The organism is Azospirillum oleiclasticum, from assembly GCF_013423485.1.
GTDB lineage: Bacteria > Pseudomonadota > Alphaproteobacteria > Azospirillales > Azospirillaceae > Azospirillum > Azospirillum oleiclasticum.
In genome coordinates this window covers 80,878-101,527 of record NZ_JABFFR010000003.1, presented here as the reverse complement: position 1 = coordinate 101,527, position 20,650 = coordinate 80,878, and the positions used below count along the sequence as shown (strand labels likewise).

22 protein-coding genes are annotated in these 20,650 nt (G+C 67.4%); 10 read left to right on the top strand and 12 right to left on the bottom strand.

The window, feature by feature from the left end; all coding sequences use genetic code 11:
• Positions 1-239: 239 nt before the first annotated feature.
• The 3 genes from HL658_RS05535 to HL658_RS05525 form a co-directional block, all read right to left on the bottom strand.
• Positions 240-713: a winged helix DNA-binding protein gene (locus HL658_RS05535; RefSeq protein WP_180280938.1), complete on the bottom strand. Its 474-nt coding sequence runs from the start codon at positions 711-713 to the stop codon at positions 240-242.
• Between the two features lie 443 nt (positions 714-1,156).
• Positions 1,157-2,227, bottom strand: coding sequence for an enoyl-CoA hydratase/isomerase family protein (locus HL658_RS05530; RefSeq protein ID WP_180280937.1), 1,071 nt, complete (start codon positions 2,225-2,227; stop codon positions 1,157-1,159).
• 39 nt (positions 2,228-2,266) lie between these two features.
• The gene (locus HL658_RS05525) at positions 2,267-3,403 is read right to left on the bottom strand and encodes an acyl-CoA dehydrogenase family protein (protein WP_180280936.1); all 1,137 of its coding nucleotides are present in this window, start codon (positions 3,401-3,403) and stop codon (positions 2,267-2,269) included.
• A gap of 211 nt (positions 3,404-3,614) precedes the next feature.
• Between HL658_RS05525 and HL658_RS05520 the strand changes: the two genes are divergently transcribed.
• From HL658_RS05520 to hemB, 7 genes are all read left to right on the top strand, one after another.
• Positions 3,615-3,989: a response regulator gene (locus tag HL658_RS05520; protein ID WP_180280935.1), complete on the top strand. Its 375-nt coding sequence runs from the start codon at positions 3,615-3,617 to the stop codon at positions 3,987-3,989.
• A gap of 128 nt (positions 3,990-4,117) precedes the next feature.
• Positions 4,118-5,023 (top strand): diacylglycerol/lipid kinase family protein, encoded by a 906-nt coding sequence (locus HL658_RS05515; protein WP_180280934.1) that lies wholly within the window; start codon positions 4,118-4,120, stop codon positions 5,021-5,023.
• Positions 5,020-5,892 carry a metallophosphoesterase gene (locus HL658_RS05510; protein ID WP_180280933.1) on the top strand — a complete coding sequence of 291 codons (873 nt, stop codon included), beginning with the start codon at positions 5,020-5,022 and terminating at the stop codon, positions 5,890-5,892. The genes HL658_RS05515 and HL658_RS05510 overlap by 4 nt, the downstream gene beginning before the upstream one ends.
• A gap of 290 nt (positions 5,893-6,182) precedes the next feature.
• Positions 6,183-7,169: a helix-turn-helix domain-containing protein gene (locus HL658_RS05505; RefSeq protein WP_211109660.1), complete on the top strand. Its 987-nt coding sequence runs from the start codon at positions 6,183-6,185 to the stop codon at positions 7,167-7,169.
• Positions 7,170-7,611: 442 nt separating this feature from the next.
• The gene (locus HL658_RS05500) at positions 7,612-8,091 is read left to right on the top strand and encodes a cupin domain-containing protein (protein ID WP_180280932.1); all 480 of its coding nucleotides are present in this window, start codon (positions 7,612-7,614) and stop codon (positions 8,089-8,091) included.
• Positions 8,092-8,183: 92 nt separating this feature from the next.
• A complete protein-coding gene (locus tag HL658_RS05495) occupies positions 8,184-8,540 on the top strand; it encodes a nuclear transport factor 2 family protein (protein ID WP_180280931.1) in 357 nt (118 codons plus the stop codon).
• Between the two features lie 220 nt (positions 8,541-8,760).
• Positions 8,761-9,765, top strand: a complete 1,005-nt coding sequence (gene hemB / locus HL658_RS05490; RefSeq protein ID WP_180280930.1) for a porphobilinogen synthase — start codon at positions 8,761-8,763, stop codon at positions 9,763-9,765.
• Positions 9,766-9,767: 2 nt separating this feature from the next.
• Here the strand turns inward: hemB and HL658_RS05485 are convergent, their stop codons facing one another.
• From HL658_RS05485 to dapA, 3 genes are read right to left on the bottom strand one after another with little or no spacing between them, the layout of a single operon-like run.
• On the bottom strand, positions 9,768-10,790 hold the full coding sequence (locus tag HL658_RS05485) for a class I SAM-dependent methyltransferase (RefSeq protein WP_180280929.1): 1,023 nt from the start codon (positions 10,788-10,790) through the stop codon (positions 9,768-9,770).
• A gap of 4 nt (positions 10,791-10,794) precedes the next feature.
• Positions 10,795-11,271, bottom strand: a complete 477-nt coding sequence (gene smpB, locus HL658_RS05480; RefSeq protein WP_180280928.1) for an SsrA-binding protein SmpB — start codon at positions 11,269-11,271, stop codon at positions 10,795-10,797.
• Between the two features lie 22 nt (positions 11,272-11,293).
• On the bottom strand, positions 11,294-12,169 hold the full coding sequence (gene dapA, locus HL658_RS05475; RefSeq protein WP_180280927.1) for a 4-hydroxy-tetrahydrodipicolinate synthase: 876 nt from the start codon (positions 12,167-12,169) through the stop codon (positions 11,294-11,296).
• A 54-nt stretch (positions 12,170-12,223) separates the two neighbouring features.
• Between dapA and HL658_RS05470 the strand changes: the two genes are divergently transcribed.
• The 3 genes from HL658_RS05470 to HL658_RS05460 all read left to right on the top strand — a co-directional run bounded on the left by HL658_RS05470 (position 12,224) and on the right by HL658_RS05460 (position 15,428).
• A complete protein-coding gene (locus tag HL658_RS05470) occupies positions 12,224-14,200 on the top strand; it encodes a lytic transglycosylase domain-containing protein (RefSeq protein WP_180280926.1) in 1,977 nt (658 codons plus the stop codon).
• On the top strand, positions 14,197-14,874 hold the full coding sequence (locus tag HL658_RS05465; RefSeq protein ID WP_180280925.1) for a haloacid dehalogenase type II: 678 nt from the start codon (positions 14,197-14,199) through the stop codon (positions 14,872-14,874). The genes HL658_RS05470 and HL658_RS05465 overlap by 4 nt, the downstream gene beginning before the upstream one ends.
• A 338-nt stretch (positions 14,875-15,212) precedes the next feature.
• A complete protein-coding gene (locus HL658_RS05460) occupies positions 15,213-15,428 on the top strand; it encodes a hypothetical protein (protein ID WP_180280924.1) in 216 nt (71 codons plus the stop codon).
• Positions 15,429-15,496: 68 nt separating this feature from the next.
• On the opposite strand, the gene HL658_RS05455 is transcribed toward HL658_RS05460, so the two are convergent.
• The 6 genes from HL658_RS05455 to fabD form a co-directional block, all read right to left on the bottom strand.
• On the bottom strand, positions 15,497-15,856 hold the full coding sequence (locus HL658_RS05455; protein ID WP_180280923.1) for a DUF2934 domain-containing protein: 360 nt from the start codon (positions 15,854-15,856) through the stop codon (positions 15,497-15,499).
• A gap of 99 nt (positions 15,857-15,955) precedes the next feature.
• Entirely contained in the window at positions 15,956-16,957 is a 1,002-nt protein-coding gene (gene mltG, locus HL658_RS05450; RefSeq protein ID WP_180280922.1) for an endolytic transglycosylase MltG, read from the bottom strand.
• A gap of 7 nt (positions 16,958-16,964) precedes the next feature.
• Entirely contained in the window at positions 16,965-18,227 is a 1,263-nt protein-coding gene (gene fabF, locus HL658_RS05445; RefSeq protein ID WP_180280921.1) for a beta-ketoacyl-ACP synthase II, read from the bottom strand.
• A gap of 91 nt (positions 18,228-18,318) precedes the next feature.
• Positions 18,319-18,558 (bottom strand): acyl carrier protein, encoded by a 240-nt coding sequence (locus HL658_RS05440; RefSeq protein ID WP_180280920.1) that lies wholly within the window; start codon positions 18,556-18,558, stop codon positions 18,319-18,321.
• A gap of 178 nt (positions 18,559-18,736) precedes the next feature.
• On the bottom strand, positions 18,737-19,477 hold the full coding sequence (gene fabG, locus HL658_RS05435; protein ID WP_180280919.1) for a 3-oxoacyl-[acyl-carrier-protein] reductase: 741 nt from the start codon (positions 19,475-19,477) through the stop codon (positions 18,737-18,739).
• Positions 19,478-19,508: 31 nt separating this feature from the next.
• On the bottom strand, positions 19,509-20,450 hold the full coding sequence (gene fabD / locus HL658_RS05430) for an ACP S-malonyltransferase (protein ID WP_180280918.1): 942 nt from the start codon (positions 20,448-20,450) through the stop codon (positions 19,509-19,511).
• Between the last annotated feature and the right edge of the window lie 200 nt (positions 20,451-20,650).

Here is a 20,650-nt window from a genome sequence, read left to right as displayed (position 1 = left end):
CCTGGCTGAGCCAATCCATGCGGAAAAGGATCCATACCGACGCATGAAGCGCCGGGAACGCGCGTCGACCGGTCACGATCCGCCGGCGATAACGCCCGGACGCGGGCGAATCGAGAGATCTTATTAATATACAAATGAAATGCCTGGCGATCAGCAGTGTCGGACGCCGAATCGCAACAATTCGGGCGTCCAACCGATTCGGAAGGACGCCCGCAGGGAGACAGCGTGCGTGGCGGCCGTCAGGCCGCGGACGTCAACGGAAAGCCGCTGTAGTCCAGTGACGCGGACCAGAAGCGCTCCAGCCGGCGCAGGGTCTCGTTCGCGCGGACCAGCTCCTCGTCGCTGAAGCCGGCTTTCTCCAGCGCGGTCAGGTGGCGCTCGAACATGCGGCTGATCTTCTCGCGCAGATCCAGCCCCTTTTCGGACAGGCGGACCCGCACCGAGCGACGGTCATGCGGCGAACGCTCCTGGCCCAGGTAGCCGTTCTCGACCATCTTCTTGACGTTGTAGGAGACGTTCGAGCCCAGATAGTAACCGCGGGCCGTCAACTCCCCGACCGTCATCTCATCCTCTCCAATGTTGTAGAGGATGAGGCTCTGCACGTTGTTGATGTCCTGGATCCCCAACCGGTCCAACTCCGTCTTGAGCACTTCCAGGAAGTGGCGGTGAAGCCGTTCGATCAGCAGGATGCTTTCATAGTAGGGTTTGCGCACCGCAGTCTCCATTGGCTCTGACCTGGAACCGGGGGGATGGCCGACACCGCATCCCAGGCAGCGTAACCTCAGATTAACCGATCATTCGCCGGCAATCATCTTAATAATGTCTGAAAAACACCATCCCGACGCCACAGATTGTCGCAAAAAGCGTAAAATTGACGGGTTTTCCACTGACGGATGTCGTAGATAGCTCGGAAATCGTCGCACTTCCAATGCAATTTCCGGCACCCGGCCGCCTTGCCCCGATCACCGCAGCCCCCCGTCCCTAACCACGCAGCCGGCATGGACACGTCCCGCCCGGATGCCGGACGCCGGCACAGCCCGGCACGGTTGAACGTTCAACGTTCCACGTGTCGGAATGTGCCGCACCGTCACCGTAAGAAAACGCACATGGGCGATGATTCTTCCATGCACGCAGGGCAACCGGGTGTTGCGACGGTTCAGACGGTGAAGGACAGATCACCCGCCTTGGGCGTCGCGAAGTACCGCTCCACCCGCGCCGCGTCCACGGCGTCGAGCGTGGCGGGGTTCCAGCGCGGGTTCTTGTCCTTGTCGACCAGCAGAGCGCGCACGCCCTCATAGAAATCGTCGGCGGCCAGGAATGACTGTGACAGGCGATACTCCATCACCATGCAGTCCTCGAACTCCAACGCGGCGCCGCGGCGCATGGCTTCCAGCGTCACCTTCAGGCTCGTCGGGGCGACGCGGGCGAAGATGTCGAGAACGCCGCGCGCCCAGTCAGTGCCTTCGGCGTCCAGCGCCGCCATGATCGCCTCGACGCTTGCGCCGGCGAAGCAGCGGTCGATGGCCGGGCGCAGCGCGGCCAACGGTGCGTCCGCCGCCGGTGCGGCGTGGGCGCGCAGGATCGCCATCACCTCGTCAGCCCCGCAGCCCGACGCGGCGATGGCGTCGACCAGCGAATCGAGCCGGTCGCTCGGCACCAGCACGTCGCCGACGCCGGCCTCCACCACGTCGGCACCCTTCAAGCGTTCGCCGGTCAGACCGAGATACAAGCCGACCCCACCCGGGCAGCGCGGCAGGAAGTGGGTGCCGCCGACGTCGGGGAACAGGCCGATGCCGGTTTCCGGCATGGCGATCATCGTGCGCTCGGTCACCACCCGGTGCGAGGCGTGCATGGAGATGCCCATGCCCCCGCCCATGGAGATGCCGTCCACCAGCGGGATGTAGGGCTTGGGAAGGCGCTTGATGCGCCGGTTCAGCCCATATTCCGCCCGGAAGAAGTCGCGGCGCAGTGTGCCCACCGGTTCTCCGGCGCGCTCCGCCACACCTTCGCGGTACATGGCCACCACGTCGCCGCCGGCGCAAAAGGCCTTGCCGCCGGCCCCGCGCACCACCACCGCCTTGACGTCCGGATCCTCCTGCCACGCCGCGAGCTGCGCGTCGAAGGCGCGGATCATGCCCAGCGTCAGCGCGTTGAGCGCCTTAGGACGGTTCAGGGTGACGAGGCCCAGCGGGCCCCGGCGGTCGAACAGGATTTCCGGCTCGGTCATGACGTCCTTCGGAGGTTGCGGCCGTGTTTGGTCTCTTTCCTACGCCAGCAGACGGCGGGCGACGATCAGGCGCATGATCTCGTTGGTCCCTTCCAGGATCTGATGCACACGCACATCGCGCACGACGCGTTCGATGGGGTATTCGCGGATATAGCCGTAGCCGCCGTGAAGTTGAAGCGCTTCGTTCGCAACCGCGAAACCCGCGTCCGTGGCGAAGCGCTTGGCCATGGCGCAGCGCTGCGTCGCCTCGGGATGCCTGGCGTCGAGCGCTGCCGCACCGCGGTGCACCATCAGCCGCGCGGCGTCCAGCTCGATCGCCATATCGGCCAGCCGGAACTGCAGCGCCTGGAACTCGGCAAGCTTCCGCCCGAACTGCTTGCGCACGCCCATGTACTCGACCGCCTTCTCCAGGCAGAAGCGGGCGCCGCCGATCGAGCAGGCGGCGATGTTGATGCGCCCGCCATCCAGACCGCGCATGGCGATGGCGAAGCCGTCGCCCTCCTCCCCCAGCCGGTTGGCCACGGGGACGCGGCAGTCGTTGAAGACCACCGCGGCGGTGGGCTGGCTGTTCCAGCCCATCTTCTTCTCCTTCTTGCCGAAGCTCAGGCCCGGCGTGCCCTTCTCCACCACGATGCAGGAGATGCCCTTCGGTCCCTCCCCGCCCGTGCGCACCATGCAGACATAGACGTCCGACGCGCCGCCGCCGGAGATGAAGGCCTTCTCGCCGTTCAGCACATAATGGTCGCCGTCGCGCACAGCCCTGGTCTTCAGCGACGCGGCGTCCGACCCGGCCCCCGGCTCGGTCAGGCAGTAGGAGGCGAAATGCTCCATGGTCATCAGCTTCGGCAGGAAGCGGGCACGCTGCTCCTCCGTGCCGAAGGTGTCGATCATCCAGGCGGCCATGTTGTGGATGGAGATGTAGGCCGAGGTGGACACGCAGCCCGCCGCCAGCTCCTCGAAGATCACCGCGGCGTCGAGCCGCCCCAGCGCCGAGCCGCCATGGTCCTCCCGGCAATAGATGCCACCGAAACCCAGCTCGGCCGCGGCGCGCAGTGCTTCCACCGGAAAGATCGCGTGCTCGTCCCACTCGGCGGCTTCCGGGGCCATGCGTTCCCGCGCGAAGGTGCGCGCGACATCCTGGAACGCCATCTGGTCTTCGGACAATTCAAAGTCCACGGTCACAACCCTCCCCAACCGCGGCGCCTGCCGCGCCGTCGGGCGCGATCCTAGCGCAGCGGAGGCCGCAGCGGTACAGCGCGCCGTGACACCGCCGGAAACCGAGGTCATAAGCCCGGATGGTCAGTTGCATCACCGCCCGTCAAACCGCATCATTCCGCGACGGCGGCCGGCTTCCGGCTGCGCCCCGACCCGTGATCATGGCTTCCGCATGACCGACTCCGCACCCCTCCAGGGCCGCAGCATCCTTCTCGTCGAGGACGAGGCGGTCGTGGCCATGATGGTCGAAGACATGCTGGCGGAGGCCGGCGCGTCGGTCGTCGGCCCGGCCTACAGCCTGGATCAGGCGCTCGACCTCGCGCGCAGCGCCGAACCGGTGCACGCCGCCCTGCTGGACGTGAACGTCGGCGGACAGGCGGTTTTCCCGGTGGCGGAGGCGCTGGCGGCGCGCGGCATTCCCTTCGCGTTCGCCAGCGGCTACGGGGAAGGCGGGATTGTCGATGCGTTCCGCAACCGCCCGTCCCTTCAGAAGCCCTTCCACGAGGCCGACCTGTTGACCGTTCTGTCGGGCCTGTTCGACCATTGACCGGCACCGGGCTGGCGGCACCGGACAGATCCGCGGGGAACCGCGTCCGCCCCTTGCACGTTCAGGGACCGCGCGACAGATCATGGCGTGACCGCGCCCCGCCGTCGGCATCCCTGGAACGGACCTGCATGAAAGTCGCCATCGTTCTGAACATGTCCGCCGGAACGCTGATGGACATGGAGCGGGACACCGCCGTCGCGACGATAGCCTCGGCCTTCGAGCGGCAGGGAGCGACGGTGACCACCGCGGCGGTCGAGGCGCGCGAGTGCCACGCGGCCATGGAACGGGCGGTCCAGTCCGACGCCGATGTGGTTGTGGTGGGCGGCGGTGACGGCACCATCGCGACGGCGGCCAATCTGCTGGCGCCCACGGGAAAGGCGCTGGGCGTGCTGCCGCTCGGCACTATGAACCTGCTGGCGCGCGACATGGGGATTCCGCTCGACTTGCCGGCGGCCGTGGACGCGCTGGCCGCCGGCAGCATCCGCCCGATCGACATCGCCGAAGTGAACGGTGCGCTGTTCCTCAACAACTCCGTTCTCGGCATCTTCCCCGCCATGGTGCGGGAGCGCGAGCGCCAGCGCGGCCAGCATCACCTGCGCAAATGGCCGGCCATGGCGGTGGCGGCGGTGAAGGCGCTCTACCGCTTCCCGATGCTGGAGGTGTGGATCGATCTGGGCGCCGGGCCGCACCGGGTGCGCACCCCGATCCTGGCCGTGTCCAACGGCTCCTACGAGGAGGGGTACGGGCCGGTGATCCGCCGGGCGAGCCTGGAGCGGGGCAAGCTCGGCGTCTATGTCGCCCACCACCGCAACGCCTGGGGCATGCTGCGGCTGGTCGCGCGCATGGGGCTGGGAACCTGGGCCGAGGATGACGAGTTGGACAGCATGACGGCCACGACCGTTACGGTGAACAGCCGGCGCCGCCGCCTGCGCGTCGCCAATGACGGCGAGGTCCTGCGGCTGAAGCCGCCGTTGGTCTACCGGATCAGGCCCGGTGGCCTGAACGTGCTGACGCCGAGGCGGGAGGACCCGTGAAGACGCTCGCCCACATCTCCGATCTGCATTTCGGCCGCATCGACCCGACTGTCGTCGAGGGGCTGCTGGCCGATCTGGTCCACACGCGGCCCGACCTGGTGGTGATCTCCGGCGACCTCGTGCAGCGGGCGCTCCCCTCCCACTTCAAGGCGGCGCGGGCGTTCCTGGAACGGCTGCCCTTCCCTTATCTGGTGGTGCCGGGCAACCATGACATTCCCGTCTACAATCTGTTCCAGCGCTTCACCGACCCGTTCGCGACGTACCGCCGCTACATCAGCCGCGACCTCAGCCCCTTCCACATCGACGACCATGTCGCGGTGCTCGGCATCAACACCGCGCGCTCGGTGATCCTCGATTTCTCCCACGGGCGCATCAACGGCAAGCAGATCCGGCGCATCCAGGAGGTGTTCGCCCAGGTGCCGGAGCATGTGTTCAAGGTGCTGTTCACCCATCACCCGTTCCTGCCGCCGCCCGACGCGCCGCAGACGCGGCTGGTGGGACGCGCCCGTCTCGCCCTGCCGGCGCTGGAGGCCTGCGGCGTCGATCTGCTGCTGGCCGGTCACCTGCACCGCGCCTATTCCGGCGACATCATGAGCTTCCACACCCAGGTCGCCCGGTCGATCCTGGTGGCCCAGGCGTCCACCGCGACATCGACCCGGCTGCGCAACGAAGCCAACGCCTACAATCTGATCACCATAGCCAACCCCGCCGTCACCTTCGAGGTGCGGTCGTGGGAGGGGGCGTCCTTCGCCCGCGGTCTCGTCTCCCGCTACGTCCGCCAGGGGCAGCGCTGGCAGCTGGAGACGCAGGACACCGGATTCCGCCCGGACGGCGTGCCGATGCCGTCGGGCCTGCCCATCGCCCGATGAAGCGTCCGTCGATGGCCGCGTCCGGGCTGGCCCGACGGCCGTGACTTACCCGTGACGGTTCGCGGGAGGACGCCACACCGTCGTCCGTCGGTCCATACAGGCGAGGATTCGCCCGTCGCTTCGTTCCCGATCGCCATGACGTCGATGGAGGCAAGTTTGCCGGGTGGTCGGCAGGGCCGCCCGCTCCGTCGGCGATGCCCTCATGGAACCATGCTTGATTATTCAACAATCAGCGATCATGAATATTAATCATAACAAGAATCCGGTGGCCACGGGGAGGGTTGACCAACATGCGCGCAGTGGTTGACACGGCTTGGCGTACCAACATGTATGGAGCGACCGAGCAATATGAAGCTTGGCAGCGGAAGCTCAACGATGTCTATGGCGCATGGACTTTGACCGGGGGAGGAAAGGCGGAATTCCATGCAGAAGTTCAGCATCATTCCGTCGGAAATCTTCACATCGTCAATTGCATCTGCGATCCTTGTGGCGCGGTTCGAAGAAAGGAGAACGCCAGCAGCGAACGTCAGGACATGATGGCGATACAGCTGGTACTTTCCGGCCGCGAGCACTTCACGATTGGCAGCAAGACCGCCACGCTTGGCGCCGGGGATGTGCTGATCTGGAACACGACGCGCCCCATGAGCTTCGCGGTCGTCGAGCGGCTGAAGAAGATATCCGTGATGATGCCACTGTCGCGGTTGAGGAGCTGGTTGCCCAACTCCTGGCAGTCGCTCGAAAGCACGCTGCCGCATGAGTCGGAGCCGGCCAGGCTCCTTGCCTCGTTCATCAACTCGGTGTCGCCCGGTTTTTTTTCCGGCGCTCTTCAGAACGGCGAAGCGCTGACCGAAGCCATGATGGGCATGCTGATCAGCAGCATAGGCATGGATGAATCCAGGAGCGAGTCATCACCCTTGCGTGCCGCACAGCTCTTGCGGGTCAAACACCACATCGACACACATCTTGATGATCCGGAGCTTTCACCGGGCGGCATCGCCACGGCCAACCGGATATCGGTGCGCTATCTGCACCGCCTGTTCGAACGGGAAGGAACAACCGTTCTGCAGTACGTCATCAGGGAGCGGCTTGCGCGTTGCCGTCGCGAACTGTCCAACCCCACGATGGCCCGGCGGACGATCACCGACATCGCCTTCTCCTGGGGATTCCAGAGTTCGACCCACTTCAGCCGCCGCTTCAAGGAGGCGTACGGAGCGTCACCGTACGACTTCCGCCGTGAAGCCTGCTCGACGGTGCCGACGGATCGGCGTCCGTCGTGACACGCCCAAGCGGAGCCCGCGGCAATCTTCCCCTCGACGGTTGCCGTTGACAGGGATTCCGCCGAGAGGTTCTCGATCCGGCAACCGCCAGGATTGCCGATGACCGCCGGATGCCCAAACACAATGATGTGCGTCTGAGGGCGGAAGACCGGTTCCACGAAAACGACGCGCCGCCGGATGACAGCAGCGGCCGGAGGAAACCGGCTGATCCACGCGTCACATCACGGTCGTCACGCCTCGCGTCGACGTGCAAGGCGGCATCGGCCTGCGCACCTCGCTCCGGTGGGGTCGGTGCGCCGGGCTTGTGCACTCACAGTCAACCGACATTGCGCCGGCAGGCATGCGGGATCGAGCCCCACGGCGCTAAGCTTGGTCCATTCACAGAAAGCGTCCAAGAAAAACGGACCTGCTCCACTCAACGCTCCCAAGGGAGGAAAACAACATGCAAGTCAATGCCGAAAGAAAAAGCAAACATCATGCCGCCGAAGAGTATGTTCAGATCGACGACAGCGCCTGGTCTCCATTCCCCGAGGCCTTCTCCCAAGGCGGCATCACGTGGCGACTCCTGCATGTCTCGCCCGAGATGGGGTCCTGGACAGCGATCTTCGACTGTCCGGCCGGTTCGTCGTTCAACCCCCACATTCACACCGGTCCGGGCGAATATCTGCTCACGAAAGGACGGATGGACGTTCGTGGCGGCAAGCATCAGGGCGGCGATACCGCGGTTGCCCCTGGCTATGGATTCGAGTCATCGGGTGCCTACCATGACAGGACCCATTTTCCGGTCGCGAGCGAATTCTACATGACGTTCCTGGGACCGCTGGCCTTCGTGCGGCCGGACGGCTCGATCATCGCCAACATCGGATGGGCCGAGGCGCAGGGCGCCTGGGATTCCTTCGTCGCGTCCCAAAAGGCCGCGTGATCACGGCGGCCAAGCGCCAGACGCTCAGCCCACCCGACCAGAGTTAAACGACCGGACCATCGACGTCTATCCAGCGAGGAGACCACGCTAGCATGGCGACTCCAACGGAAACAGCCAGCGAGGCGACACAGCGCGTGTTCGGGCACCATCTGGGAGCATTCAGCGACGGCATCGATGCTATTCTGTCCGACTACACGGAACAGTCGGTGCTTCTGACTCCCGATGCCACGTACCGCGGCCTGCAACAGATCCGTGATTTCTTCGATGCGTTCCTGAAAGCCGCATCGCCGGAGTTCTGGAGCGCCTTCAAGCTCGGCACCCACGTGATCGAAGGCGAGGTCGCCTATATGACCTGGTCCGCCGGCTCCTTCATGCCATTGGCCACGGATACCCTTCTGGTACGTGGTGGCCGGATCCAGGTCCAGACCTTCACGCCGTTTCGGTCATGAACCGCAGTGGTCCCCCGGTCCGCGGGAGTCGCGGACCGGGGAAACTTTGGCGGATCGGCTGAACCGGTCCGCCCCAAGCGCCGGGGCCTTCCGACAAAGGATTCCTTCAACGCGATCAATCGTTGAGTCCGCATCGAAATCACCGCCGCGACTTGAGTCGCGGCGGTGAAGGGGCGTAGCATCGCGGCACCGAAGGGTCTCACCGCAGATAGTCCGTCCGATGACCAAGCCGCTTCCGCACGCCGCCTTCCCGCGCACCCGCATGCGCCGCAACCGCGCCGATGGCTGGACGCGCCGTCTCGTGGCCGAAACGACCCTGTCGGTCGATGACCTGATCTGGCCGGTCTTCGTGATCGAGGGGCAGAACCGTCGGGAGGCCGTGGCCTCCATGCCCGGCGTGGAGCGTTTCACCATCGACCTGCTGGTGGACGCTGTCGGCGAGGCGAACAACCTCGGCATTCCCTGCGTCGCCCTGTTCCCCGTGGTTGGTTCCGACGGCAAGTCGGAGGACGCAGCCGCCGCCTGGGATCCGGAAAACCTAATGAACCGCGCTATTCGCGCGCTGAAGGCCGCGATCCCCGACATGGGCATCCTGGGAGACGTGGCGCTCGACCCCTACACCACCCACGGGCACGACGGGTTGATGCGCGACGGCCGCATCTTGAACGACGAAACGGTGGAGGTGCTGATCCGCCAGGCACTATCGCAGGCGGAGGCCGGCGTCGATATCGTCGCCCCGTCGGACATGATGGACGGCCGCATCGCCGCCATCCGCGACGCGCTGGACGGCTCCGGCCACCAGCTCGCCCGCATTTGTTCCTACGCCGCCAAATACGCCTCGGCCTTCTACAGCCCGTTCCGCGACGCGGTGAACAGCGGCGGCTTTCTGAAGGGCGACAAGCGCACCTACCAGATGGACCCCGCCAACGGCGACGAGGCCCTGCGCGAGGTGGCGCTGGATCTTCAGGAGGGGGCCGACATGGTGATGGTGAAGCCGGGCCTTCCCTACCTCGACATCATCCGCCGGGTGAAGGACGGCTTCAGCGTTCCCACCTTCGCGTACCACGTCTCTGGCGAGTACGCGATGCTGCGAGCCGCCGCGCTCAACGGCTGGCTCGACTACGACAAGGCTGTGATCGAGCTGATGACCGCCTTCAAGCGCGCCGGCACCGACGCCGTGCTGACCTACACCGCGAAGGACGTGGCGCGGCTGCTGAGGGGGTAAGGTCAGCCGCCCCGCCACACCTGGAACTGTGGCGTTTCAAGGAGAAGTGCCGCGTTCTTCAAGCCGGCCGCGAACAGCTTGCCGGCTCCCGCCGTGCGTTGGACGATCGCCACCAGCGCACCTTTGGGCCGCAGCCGTCCGGAGGACTGTTTTGCCAGCGCGTCGAGCGTGGAGAAATCCTCATCCTTGCCGCGGTGGATGGGCGGGTTGCTGACGATCAGGTCGAAGCGCTCGCCAGCCGCGAGGCCGGCCCAGCCATCGCTCAACACCATGTCCGCATCCGGAACGTTCCGCCTTGCGGCGTGCAGCGCCAGCGCGTCCACGTCCAGCAGCGTGACGCGGGCGTCCGGCACCCGGTCGCGGATGGCACGGGCGATCACCCCGGCGCCGCAACCGAAATCCAGCACCCGCGCGCCCGCCTTGATCTCCGGCAGCGCCTCCAACAGGCAGGCGGTGCCGGCGTCGAGCCGGCCATGGGCGAACAGACCCGGATACGTAACGATCTCCACCGGGCCGGCCACGCCGGGCAGATCCAGCGTCACCGTCTCCCGCCAGTCCTCCAGCCCGCCGCGCGCCGCTTCGGCCGTGCGGCGCAGCTCCAGCACCCGCGCGTGCCGCTTCACCAGGATGGACTCGGCCCCCTCGGCCAGACCGTCCAGATGCTTGGGAACGGACTGGATGCCCTCGTCCTTGCTGCCGTAGATCCACAGGGGCGAGCCGGGCTCCAGCCGGGCTGCGGCGGCGTGCAGGTCCATGGCCAAGGCGGCGCGGCCCTGCGGCAGCCGCAGGACCACACCACCGAACGGCCCCTCCGGCGGCCAGGCGGAGGCCGGCCGGCCGCCGAGCGCCTGCCGCTGCCAGGGCACCACCTTGCAGCCCGCACCGTGCAAGGCGGCGGACACGCCGCCGTCGAGGTCACCCATGACGAGGACGCGCCCACGGGGCGCCCGATCGGTCAGTGCCTCCGCCGCGACCGAGGCCAGCACCGCCTCGCGGTCGCTGCCGCGCTGGGATGTACGTGCCATGGGATCAGCCCTTCTCGCGCATCAGCCGGGCTTTGTCGCGCTGCCAGGTCCGGGCCTTCTCGGTCTCGCGCTTGTCCACCTTGCGCTTGCCGGTGGCCAGCCCGACCTGCACCTTCGCGATGCCACGGTCGTTGAAGTACACCGTCATCGGCACCAGCGTAACGCCCTTCTGCTTGATGGCGCCCATCAGCTTGTTCAGCTCGCGCTTGTGCACCAGCAGCTTGCGCGGGCGCCGCACCTCGTGCTGGAGCCAGCGGCCGGCCTGCAGGTACTCCGGGATGTACGCGTTGAACAGGTACAGCTCGCCATGGTCGAGCCCGGCGTAGGATTCGTTGATGCTGGCCCGGCCCGAGCGCAGCGATTTCACCTCGGTGCCGGTCAGCATCAGCCCGGCCTCAAGCGTGTCCTCGATGAAATAGTCGAAGCGCGCCCGGCGGTTCTGGGCCGCCAGGCGTCTCGGTTCCGGCTCGCGCGGTGCCAAAAGCTGTCTCCCGTCCGCTCCGTCAGGTCAGCAAGCCGGTCTGCACCATGGCCTCGCGCACCGCGACGCGGGTGGAGTCCGACACCGGCACCAGCGGCAGCCGCACCTCCTCGCCGCACTTGCCGAGCAGGCTGGCGGCGTACTTCACCGGACCCGGCGAGGTTTCCACGAACATCGCGTCGTGCAGCGGCATCAGCAGGTCGCGGTAGCGCTCGCAGGTGGCGAAGTCGCCCTTGCGCCAGGCGTTCTGCATCTCCGCGCACAGGCGCGGCGCCACGTTGGCGGTGACCGAGATGCAGCCCACCCCGCCCTGGGCCAGGAAGGCCACGGCGGTGGCGTCCTCGCCCGACAGCTGGCAGAAGTCCGGGCCGATCTCCACCCGCGTGCGCAGCGGGCGGACCAGATCGGCGGTCGCGTCCTTCACGCCGACGATGTTCGGCAGCTTGGCGAGCCGCGCCATCGTCGCCACCGACATATCCACGACACTGCGGCCCGGAATGTTGTAGATAATGATCGGTAGATCGGCCGCGTCATGGATCGCCTTGAAATGCTGGTACAGACCCTCTTGCGTAGGCTTGTTGTAGTAGGGCGTGACGACGAGCGCCGCGGTGGCGCCCGCCTGCTTGGCGTGCTGCGTCAGCTCGATCGCCTCGGCGGTGGAATTGGAGCCGGTGCCGGCGATGACCGGCACGCGGCCGCCCGCCGCCTCGATGCACAGCTCGACGACGCGCCGGTGCTCGTCGTGGCTGAGCGTCGGCGATTCTCCGGTGGTTCCGACCGGGACCAGACCGTGCGTGCCCTCGGACACCTGCCACTCGACGAAGGACTGGAAGGCGGCCTCGTCGACTTTCCCATCCTTGAACGGGGTGATGAGCGCGACGATGGAACCGTGGAACATGACGTGACCCTCCGTCCTGCACAAAAAAAAGCGTCGCGCACAGTAGCCGTCCTCATGGGCGCGGGCAAGAGCACCAGAGCCGCGCTGCGAGCCGGTCTGCTGTCGATTCCGCTCACCCTGGCGGCCGCCCTGCCCGCCGCCGCCGCACCCCTGTCGCAGGCCGACATCACCATCTACCGCGACGCGTTTCGGGCGGCCGACAACGACCGCCATGACGAAGCGCTGCGATTGGCGTCGCGCGCCAAGGATCCGTTGCCGGCCAAGGTGATCCGCTGGATGCAGCTCGCCACCCCCGCCGGCGGCAGCTTCGACGAGATCGCCGCCTTCATCCGCGACAACGGCGACTGGCCCAACATGACCCAGCTCCGCCGCCAGGCGGAGAAAGCGATGCCGCTCGACATGGACGAGAACCGCGTGCTCGCGTGGTTCCGCGACTACCCGCCCCAGTCGAACGAGGGGGTGATGCGCTACGCCGACACGCTGCTCGCCACCGGCGGGGAGGAGCAGGCGGTGAAGCTGGTGCGCGCCCGGTGGGTCGAGGGTTCCTTCGGCCCCACCGACGAGGCGGAGTTCCTCGGCCGCTACCGCAGCCACCTGCGCAAGCAGGACCACGTCACCCGCTTCGACCGCCTGCTGTGGGAGCGGCAGGAGACGTCCGCGCGCCGCATGCTGGATCTGCTGGGCGAGGGCTATGACGCGCTGCTCGACGCCCGCATGGCGCTGGATGGCGACCGGGGCGGGGCTGATGCCGCCTTCGCCCGCGTGCCGTCCAGCCTGCGCAACGATCCCGGCCTGCTGTTCGACCGCGCCCGCTGGCTGCGCCGCAAGGGCGACGACGACGGCGCGCTGGCGATCTTCCTGAAGCCGCCGCCGGAGCTGGGCCGCCAGCAGTCCTGGTGGGGCGAGCGGCACATCCTGGCACGGCGCGCCATCGAGCGCGGCGACTACCGCATGGCCTACCGGATCGCCTCCACCCACCGGCAGGAGGACGGCGTCACCCACATGGAGGCGGAGTTCCTGGCCGGCTGGCTGGCGCTGCGCTTCCTCGACCAGCCGTCCGAGGCCTTCAAGCACTTCCACACCCTCTACCGCACGGTGACCGCGCCGATCAGCCGGGCGCGCGGCGCCTACTGGTGCGGACGCGCCGCCGAGGCGCTCGGCAACCGCGAACAGGCGCGGGAGTGGTTCACCAAGGCGTCGGGCTACGGCACCACCTTCTACGGCCAGCTCGCCGTGTCCAACCTCGGCGGCTCGGCCCGTGTGACCGTGCCGGAGGAGCCGAAGGTGGCGAACGCCCAGGTCACGGCCTTCGAGCGGCGGGAGGTGGTGCAGGTCATCCGCCAGCTCGTTCAGATCAGCGGCCGGGAGAACGACCGGCTCACCGGCTTCCTGCGCCGAATCAGCCTGGACGCCAAATCCCCCGCCGACTATGTGCTGGCCGGCCGGCTGGCGCGCGATGTCGGACGCCCGGACCTCGCGGTCGCCGCCGCCAAGGACGCCGCGCAGAACGAGGTCTACCTGACGGAGGTCGGCTACCCGCTGGTGTCGGCCAGCCGGAATGCCACCGAGGTGTCGCTGGTCCACGCCATCATCCGCCAGGAAAGCACCTTCAACACCAACGTCGTGTCGTCGGCCGGCGCGCGCGGGCTGATGCAGCTCATGCCGACCACGGCGCAGCTCGTGGCCAAGCAGCTCGGCATCCGCCACACCCACGCGCGGCTGACCGCCGATCCCGACTACAACGTGCTGCTGGGATCGACCTACATTGGCGATCTGGTGGACCGCTTCAACGGCTCCTACGTGCTGGCGATCGCCGGCTACAACGCCGGTCCGGGCCGGGTACGCCAGTGGATCGACCAGTTCGGCGACCCGCGGACCGAGGCCATCGACGTCGTCGATTGGATGGAGCTGATCCCCATCTACGAGACGCGCAACTATGTGCAGCGCGTGCTGGAGGCGCTGCTGGTCTACCGGTCCAAGCTCCAGGGCGGCCGCGCGGAGCTGGACATGGCGCGGGAGCTGCGCCGATGAGCAGCCCCTTCCGGGGCGTGCGCGCCTGCGTCTTCGACGCCTACGGCACGCTGTTCGACGTGGACGCCGCGGCCCGGCATTGCGCCGCGGAGCTCGGCGACCGATGGGAGGCGCTGTCGGCCCTTTGGCGTACCAAGCAGCTCGAATACACGTGGCTGCGCAGCCTGATGGGCCGCTATGCCGATTTCCGCACCGTGACCGCGGATGGGCTGGACTTTGCGCTCGCCGCCCACGGAATCGCCGACACCGCCCTGCGCGACCGGCTGTTGGGCCTGTACGACCGGCTGGACGCCTATCCGGACGCCGCCGCGACGCTCGACGCGTTGCGCGCGGCCGGACAGACGACCGCGATCCTGTCCAACGGCAGTCCGGCCATGCTGGACAGCGCGGTGAACCATGCGGGCCTGCGCGACCGACTGGACGCGGTCCTGTCGGTGGATGAGGTCGGCGTCTACAAGCCGCACCCGTCGGTCTACCAGCTCGCCTGCGACCGCCTGGCGGTGACGAAGGACGAGGTGCTGTTCGTCTCGGCCAATGGCTGGGACGGCTGCGGAGCGGCGGAATTCGGCTTCCGGGTCGCCCGCCTCAACCGGCGGGGGTTGCCACCGGAACGCCTGCCCGCCCAGCCGTTGGCCGAGATCGCGGCCCTGGCCGAGCTTCCAGCGCTTCTGTAGCCGGCCGGTGTTCGAAGGTGGTCGGACATAGCCGTACCCGCCGTTACTGCGCCTGAATCCCGCGAATACTGCGTTATGCTCGGCAATGTGATTTCCAGAAGCAATTCGATGCATTCCTCACCGGCTTCGTCCCAAAAACTGCCCTATTTGGATCCCCACCTTACCGACGATTACCATCGGTCGGGCGCGAGGACCTGAACTGTCACAGTGTTCGCGAGGATTACCGAGGGATTACCACGAAAGATGACTTATGATAACTGCGGGACTTAAAGGTTCTTTAACCGCACGGAGTGCCAAACTAGGGACATATTCACGCACCGGTTAAGGAGCCCCAGAAAATGCCTGCACCCGCGGTCGCCGACGAACTCCGCAAGGCTTGCCGTCTGCACGCCCGTCTGCTCGACGCATTCATCGAGCTGACTCAGAAGGAATTGAACCAGCTCCCCCCCGGCTTCGCGGAGGAGAGCCTTCGTGAGTCGCTGGAGACCATGCGGGCGGCGCGCAAGACCTACGGTTCCGCCGGCGGCGTGTTCGTGGTGTCCAACGCGGCCTGACCGTCGTTCACCTCCGGTGCGGCTGGCCCTGTCCGCTGTGGGCAGGGCCGGCTCTGGATGACGCGGATTCAGGCCGATTGGGTTTTGCGGGTTCTGGTCTTGCGCGGCGCCGGTTCGGGAGCCGCTTCCGCCTTCGAATCCTTGTCCGTCGGTGCGGGTTTGCGTGAAGCCGCCGGCTTCTTGGCCGGTGCCGCTTCTGCATCCGGTGCCGGAGCGGCCTTCTTGCCCGCGGGCTTGCGCGTTGATGGCTTGCGTGCCACCGGAGCGTCAGCCGTCACCGCGGATGCAGCTGGCTCCGCGGCCATTTCGGCTTCCACCTCGCGGGTGGCCCTGACCCAATGCTCCTCGGCACGGCCTTCCGGACGGCCTTCCTCCTCCCAGATCGCGTGCGCACGGGCGCGGATGCGCTCTTCGACGTCCGATGCCATGCCCTGTCTCCCCACGGTGACTGCGGTTATTGCACGACGGAATTTTGCCGCAGCTGCGTCCACCGACGCAAGCGCGTGTCCGGCGACGAACGGATAGCCTCAGTCGACGGCTGCGTCGCTGCCGCCATTGACCTTTCTTTGCACCTCCCGCCAGCGGGCCACGTTCCGGTTGTGGTCGGGCAACGACTTGGCAAAGGCGTGGCCACCGGTTCCGTCCGCCACGAAATACAGGAACTCGTGACGCTCGGGCTTCACCGCCGCCAGGAGTGATGCCCGACCCGGATTGGCGATCGGACCCGGCGGAAGGCCGGACGCGTGATAGGTGTTGTAGGGCGACTCGTAGCGCCAGTCGGCGCGGGTCAACGCCCGGCCCAGCTCCCCGCCGCCGTCGGTCAGGGCGTAGATGACGGTCGGGTCGGACTGCAGCTTCATCCCCTGCTCCAGCCGGTTCAGGAAAACGCCCGCCACCCGCGACCGCTCGGCGGGAACGGCCGTCTCCTTCTCCACGATGGACGCCAGCACCAGCGCGTCGCGCGCCGATGAAATGGGCAGGTCCGGCGCGCGCTGCTTCCACGCGTCGGCCAACGCCTGGTCCATGGCCACACGCATGCGCTCCAGCAGCGCGTCGCGGCTGTCGCCGAACTGGTAATGGTAGGTTTCCGGCAGAAGCGTGCCATCTTCGGGCACCGCCTTCGGCTCGCCGGTCAGGGCCGGCTCGCTTCTCAACAGCGCGACGATCTGCGCGGAGGTCAGCCCCTCCGGCACGGTCAGCCGGCGCACCACCGTCTTGCCGTCGCGGAGTTGCCGCAGCACGCCGTCCATGCTAACGCCGGGGGCAAAGGCGTATTCACCCGCCCGCAGGTTCCGCATGCCGCCGGTGAGCTTGGCCGACAAGGCGAAAATCAGGGGCGAGTCGATCACCCCCGACTCGTCCAGCGTGATGGCGATCGCCTCAAGCCCGCTGCCGCGCTGGATGACGACGGCCGCCGGCTCGGCCAAGGGACCGGGCGCGGTCATCCGCAGCCCGCCCCACAACAGACCCGCCGCACCAGCAACGGCGACGGCAAGGCCCCCGGCCGTGATCCGGAGCGCCCAGCCCATCAGCGCCTCAGCCGAACGCCTTGAAGATCACGGAAGCGTTGGTGCCGCCGAACCCGAAGGAGTTCGACAGAGCCGCGCGCACGCGCTTCTCCTGCGCCACCTTGGGAACGAGGTTTACGCCCAGGCAGCTTTCCGAGGGGTTCTCGAGATTGAGCGTCGGCGGCACCACGGAGTGGTTGATCGCCTTGATGCTGTAGATCGCCTCGACCGCGCCGGCGGCACCCAGCAGGTGGCCGATCGCCGACTTGGTGGAGGACATCGCCACGGTCTCGATGGCCGAGCCGAATAGACGACGCACCGCACCCAGCTCGATCTCGTCGCCCAGCGGCGTGGAGGTGCCGTGGGCGTTGATGTAGTCGATCTCGTCCGGGTTCATGCCGGCGCGCTTCAACGCGCCTTTCATGGAGCGGAAACCGCCGTTGCCATCCTCCGCCGGGGCTGCCAGGTGGTAGGCGTCGCCCGACAATCCGTAGCCGCAGACCTCGGCGTAGATGGTGGCGCCGCGCTTCTTGGCGTGCTCCAGCTCCTCGAGGATCACCACGCCGGCACCCTCGCCCATGACGAAGCCGTCACGGTCCTTGTCGTAGGGGCGGGACGCCGCGGTCGGGTTGTCGTTGAAGCCGGTGGACAGGGCGCGCATGGCGGCGAACCCGGCGATGCCCAGCCGGCACAGCGCCATCTCGGCGCCACCGGCAACCATCACGTCCGCGTCATCCAGCATGATCAGGCGCGCGGCGTCGCCGATGGCGTGGGCGCCGGTGGAGCAGGCCGTCACCACCGCGTGGTTCGGCCCCTTGAAACCATGGTTGATCGAAACATGCCCCGACGCCTCGTTGATGAGGCAGGACGGGATGAAAAAGGGGGAGATGCGGCGCGGCCCCTTCGTGTGCAGAGTGACGGCGCCCTCGGCGATGCCCGGAAGGCCGCCGATGCCGGACCCGATCATCACACCGGTGCGCTCGCGCTGCTCGTCCGTGTCGGGCTTCCAGCCCGAATCGGCAATCGCCTCTTCGGCAGCGGCGATGGCGTAGACGATGAACTCGTCCATCTTCCGCTGCTCCTTGGGAGCGATGAAGCGGTCGGGGTTGAACTGCCCCTCCCCGTCGCCCCGCGGAACCTCGCCCGCGACCTTGGCGGGCAGGTCGGAAACGTCGAACTTGGTGATCGGTCCGAGACCCGAATCGCTGTTGATCAGGCGGTCCCAGTTGTACCGATGGCCGACCCCGAGCGGCGTGACCATGCCAAGGCCGGTGACGACGACGCGACGCATAGGGAATTCCTGCTCTTGCCGAAACTGATGGGGGCGCTCCGCAAGCTGGGGCGAAGCGCCGGCCCGTCGTCCAACGCCGTGCGGCGGCCGGTCAGGCCGCGGCGTTCGACTTGATGAAATCGATGGCGTCCTTCACGGTGAGGATCTTCTCGGCCGCGTCGTCCGGGATCTCACAGCCGAACTCCTCCTCGAAGGCCATGACCAGCTCGACGGTGTCGAGGCTGTCGGCGCCCAGATCGTCGATGAAGGCGGCGTTCTCGGTCACCTTCGACTCTTCGACCCCCAGATGGTCCACAACGATCTTCTTAACGCGCTCGGCGATGTCGCTCATCTTCTCTGACCTTCTTCACACAATTCCATGGAACCGTTCGGACGGATCCCACCGGCATGGACATGCACCTAAGCACGGCGTCCTGCCCCGAAAAGCCCCGTCCGATAACACATTTCGCAGTGCTTGACCAGCGCCGGAGAACGTTCGTTCCGCCCCTCGCGCAACAGCCGGCACAGCGTCAGATCATCGCCATGCCGCCATTGACATGCAGCGTCTGACCGGTGACGTAGGCCGCCTCCTCGCTTGCCAGGAAGACGACGCCGGCGGCGATCTCCGACGGCTCTCCCATGCGGCCGGCGGGGATGCCGCCCAGCAGCTTCTCCTTCTGGTCGCCGGTCAGCGCGTCGGTCATCGCCGTGGTGATGAAGCCCGGCGCCACGCAGTTGACGGTGATGTTGCGCGACGCGACCTCGGCCGCCAGCGACTTCGACATGCCGATCATGCCGGCCTTGGATGCGGCGTAGTTGGCTTGGCCCGGGTTGCCGGTGACACCGACGATGGAGGTGATGCCGATGATCCGACCCCAGCGGCGCTTCATCATGCCGCGCATCACAGCGCGCGACAGGCGGAAGGCCGCCGTCAGGTTGACGTCCAGCACCGTCTGCCAGTCGTCGTCCTTCATCCGCAGGGCGAGCTGGTCGCGAGTCAGGCCCGCGTTGTTGACCAGGATGTCGATGCGCCCGCCCAGCGCCGCCTCGGCCTCCTTGGCGAGCGCCTCGGTCGCGGCGGCATCCGTCAGGTTGCCGGGGGTGACGACGGCGCGCTCCCCAAGCTCGGCCGCGAGCGCCTGCAGCGGCTCGACGCGGGTGCCGGACAGCGCGACGGTGGCGCCCTGCGCGTGCAGGGCGCGGGCGATGGCGGCGCCGATGCCACCGGAGGCGCCGGTCACCAGCGCGGTCTTGCCGGTCAGATCGAACATGGGCGGGCTCCGCTCACTGAGTCGTCGGGACTCACAGGGTCTTCAGGAAGGCATCGACATCGGCCGGCGTGTGGACCGAGGTCGCCGTCAGCTCCTTGTCGATGCGCTTGGCGAGGCTGGCCAGCACCTTGCCGGCGCCGACCTCGACCAGCGACGACACGCCGGCGGCCTTCATAGCCTGCACGCTCTCGCGCCAGCGCACCATGCCCGTCACCTGCTCCACCAGAAGCCGGCGGATGGCGTTGGGATCCTGCACCGGGGCGGCGGTCACGTTGGCGACGACCGGCACCACGGGGGCGGAGACCACCACCTTATCAAGCGCCTCGCCCATGGCGTCGGCGGCCGGCGCCATCAGCGGGCAATGGAAGGGCGCGCTGACCGGCAGCCGCACCGACCGCTTCAGCCCGCGCTCGGCGGCCAGACGGATGGCGCGGTCGATGGCGTCGGCTTCGCCGGAGATCACCACCTGGCCCGAGGCGTTGTCGTTGGCGACGGTGCAGACCTGCCCCTCGGCCGCGTCGGCCGCGATGCCCTGCGCCTGCTCCAGCTCGGCGCCGAGCAGGGCGGCCATGGCGCCCTTGCCGACCGGCACCGCCTTCTGCATGGACTGGCCGCGCAGCTTCAAGAGCCGCGCCGTGTCGCCCAGCGTGAAGGCGCCGGCGGCGCAGAGCGCCGAATACTCGCCCAGCGAATGGCCGGCGACGAAGGCGGCGTGCTTGGCGAGATCCACCCCGCCCTGCTGCGACAGGACGCGCATGACCGCCACGCTGACCGCCATCAGGGCGGGCTGCGCGTTCTCGGTCAGGGTCAGGTCGGTTTCCGGCCCCTCGAACATCAGGCGGGACAGCCGCTGACTCAGCGCGTCATCGACCTCCTCGAAGGTCCGGCGGGCCACCTCGAACGCCTCGGCCAGTTCGCGGCCCATGCCGACGGCCTGACTTCCCTGCCCCGGAAAAACGAATGCCCTGGTCATTTACGTTGAAGCCCGTCGACCATGTAATAAGGTGCGCGCCCGGCGCACGGTGGGCGGAAGTGATACTCACGGCTTCTGCCGTGTCAAGTGAGGTTCCGCCGGTCGCGACGTGGGACGGCGTTTTCCCTTGCTCGCCGGGGCCTCCTGTGTATAGTGCGCCGCTTCGCAACTCCTTGCCGGCGTGCACTCCCATGCCGCCG

Bases quoted from the DNA above. Each gene is read 5' to 3' on its own strand.
- HL658_RS05530 (WP_180280937.1), bottom strand. From the start codon at position 2,227: ATGACCGAGCCGGAAATCCTGTTCGACCGCCGGGGCCCGCTGGGCCTC.
- HL658_RS05520 (WP_180280935.1), top strand. From the start codon at position 3,615: ATGACCGACTCCGCACCCCTCCAGGGCCGCAGCATCCTTCTCGTCGAG.
- HL658_RS05515 (WP_180280934.1), top strand. From the start codon at position 4,118: ATGAAAGTCGCCATCGTTCTGAACATGTCCGCCGGAACGCTGATGGAC.
- HL658_RS05505 (WP_211109660.1), top strand. From the start codon at position 6,183: ATGCGCGCAGTGGTTGACACGGCTTGGCGTACCAACATGTATGGAGCG.
- HL658_RS05500 (WP_180280932.1), top strand. From the start codon at position 7,612: ATGCAAGTCAATGCCGAAAGAAAAAGCAAACATCATGCCGCCGAAGAG.
- HL658_RS05495 (WP_180280931.1), top strand. From the start codon at position 8,184: ATGGCGACTCCAACGGAAACAGCCAGCGAGGCGACACAGCGCGTGTTC.
- hemB (WP_180280930.1), top strand. From the start codon at position 8,761: ATGACCAAGCCGCTTCCGCACGCCGCCTTCCCGCGCACCCGCATGCGC.
- HL658_RS05485 (WP_180280929.1), bottom strand. From the start codon at position 10,790: ATGGCACGTACATCCCAGCGCGGCAGCGACCGCGAGGCGGTGCTGGCC.
- dapA (WP_180280927.1), bottom strand. From the start codon at position 12,169: ATGTTCCACGGTTCCATCGTCGCGCTCATCACCCCGTTCAAGGATGGG.
- HL658_RS05470 (WP_180280926.1), top strand. From the start codon at position 12,224: ATGGGCGCGGGCAAGAGCACCAGAGCCGCGCTGCGAGCCGGTCTGCTG.
- HL658_RS05465 (WP_180280925.1), top strand. From the start codon at position 14,197: ATGAGCAGCCCCTTCCGGGGCGTGCGCGCCTGCGTCTTCGACGCCTAC.
- HL658_RS05460 (WP_180280924.1), top strand. From the start codon at position 15,213: ATGCCTGCACCCGCGGTCGCCGACGAACTCCGCAAGGCTTGCCGTCTG.
- HL658_RS05455 (WP_180280923.1), bottom strand. From the start codon at position 15,856: ATGGCATCGGACGTCGAAGAGCGCATCCGCGCCCGTGCGCACGCGATC.
- mltG (WP_180280922.1), bottom strand. From the start codon at position 16,957: ATGGGCTGGGCGCTCCGGATCACGGCCGGGGGCCTTGCCGTCGCCGTT.
- fabF (WP_180280921.1), bottom strand. From the start codon at position 18,227: ATGCGTCGCGTCGTCGTCACCGGCCTTGGCATGGTCACGCCGCTCGGG.
- HL658_RS05440 (WP_180280920.1), bottom strand. From the start codon at position 18,558: ATGAGCGACATCGCCGAGCGCGTTAAGAAGATCGTTGTGGACCATCTG.
- fabG (WP_180280919.1), bottom strand. From the start codon at position 19,477: ATGTTCGATCTGACCGGCAAGACCGCGCTGGTGACCGGCGCCTCCGGT.
- fabD (WP_180280918.1), bottom strand. From the start codon at position 20,450: ATGACCAGGGCATTCGTTTTTCCGGGGCAGGGAAGTCAGGCCGTCGGC.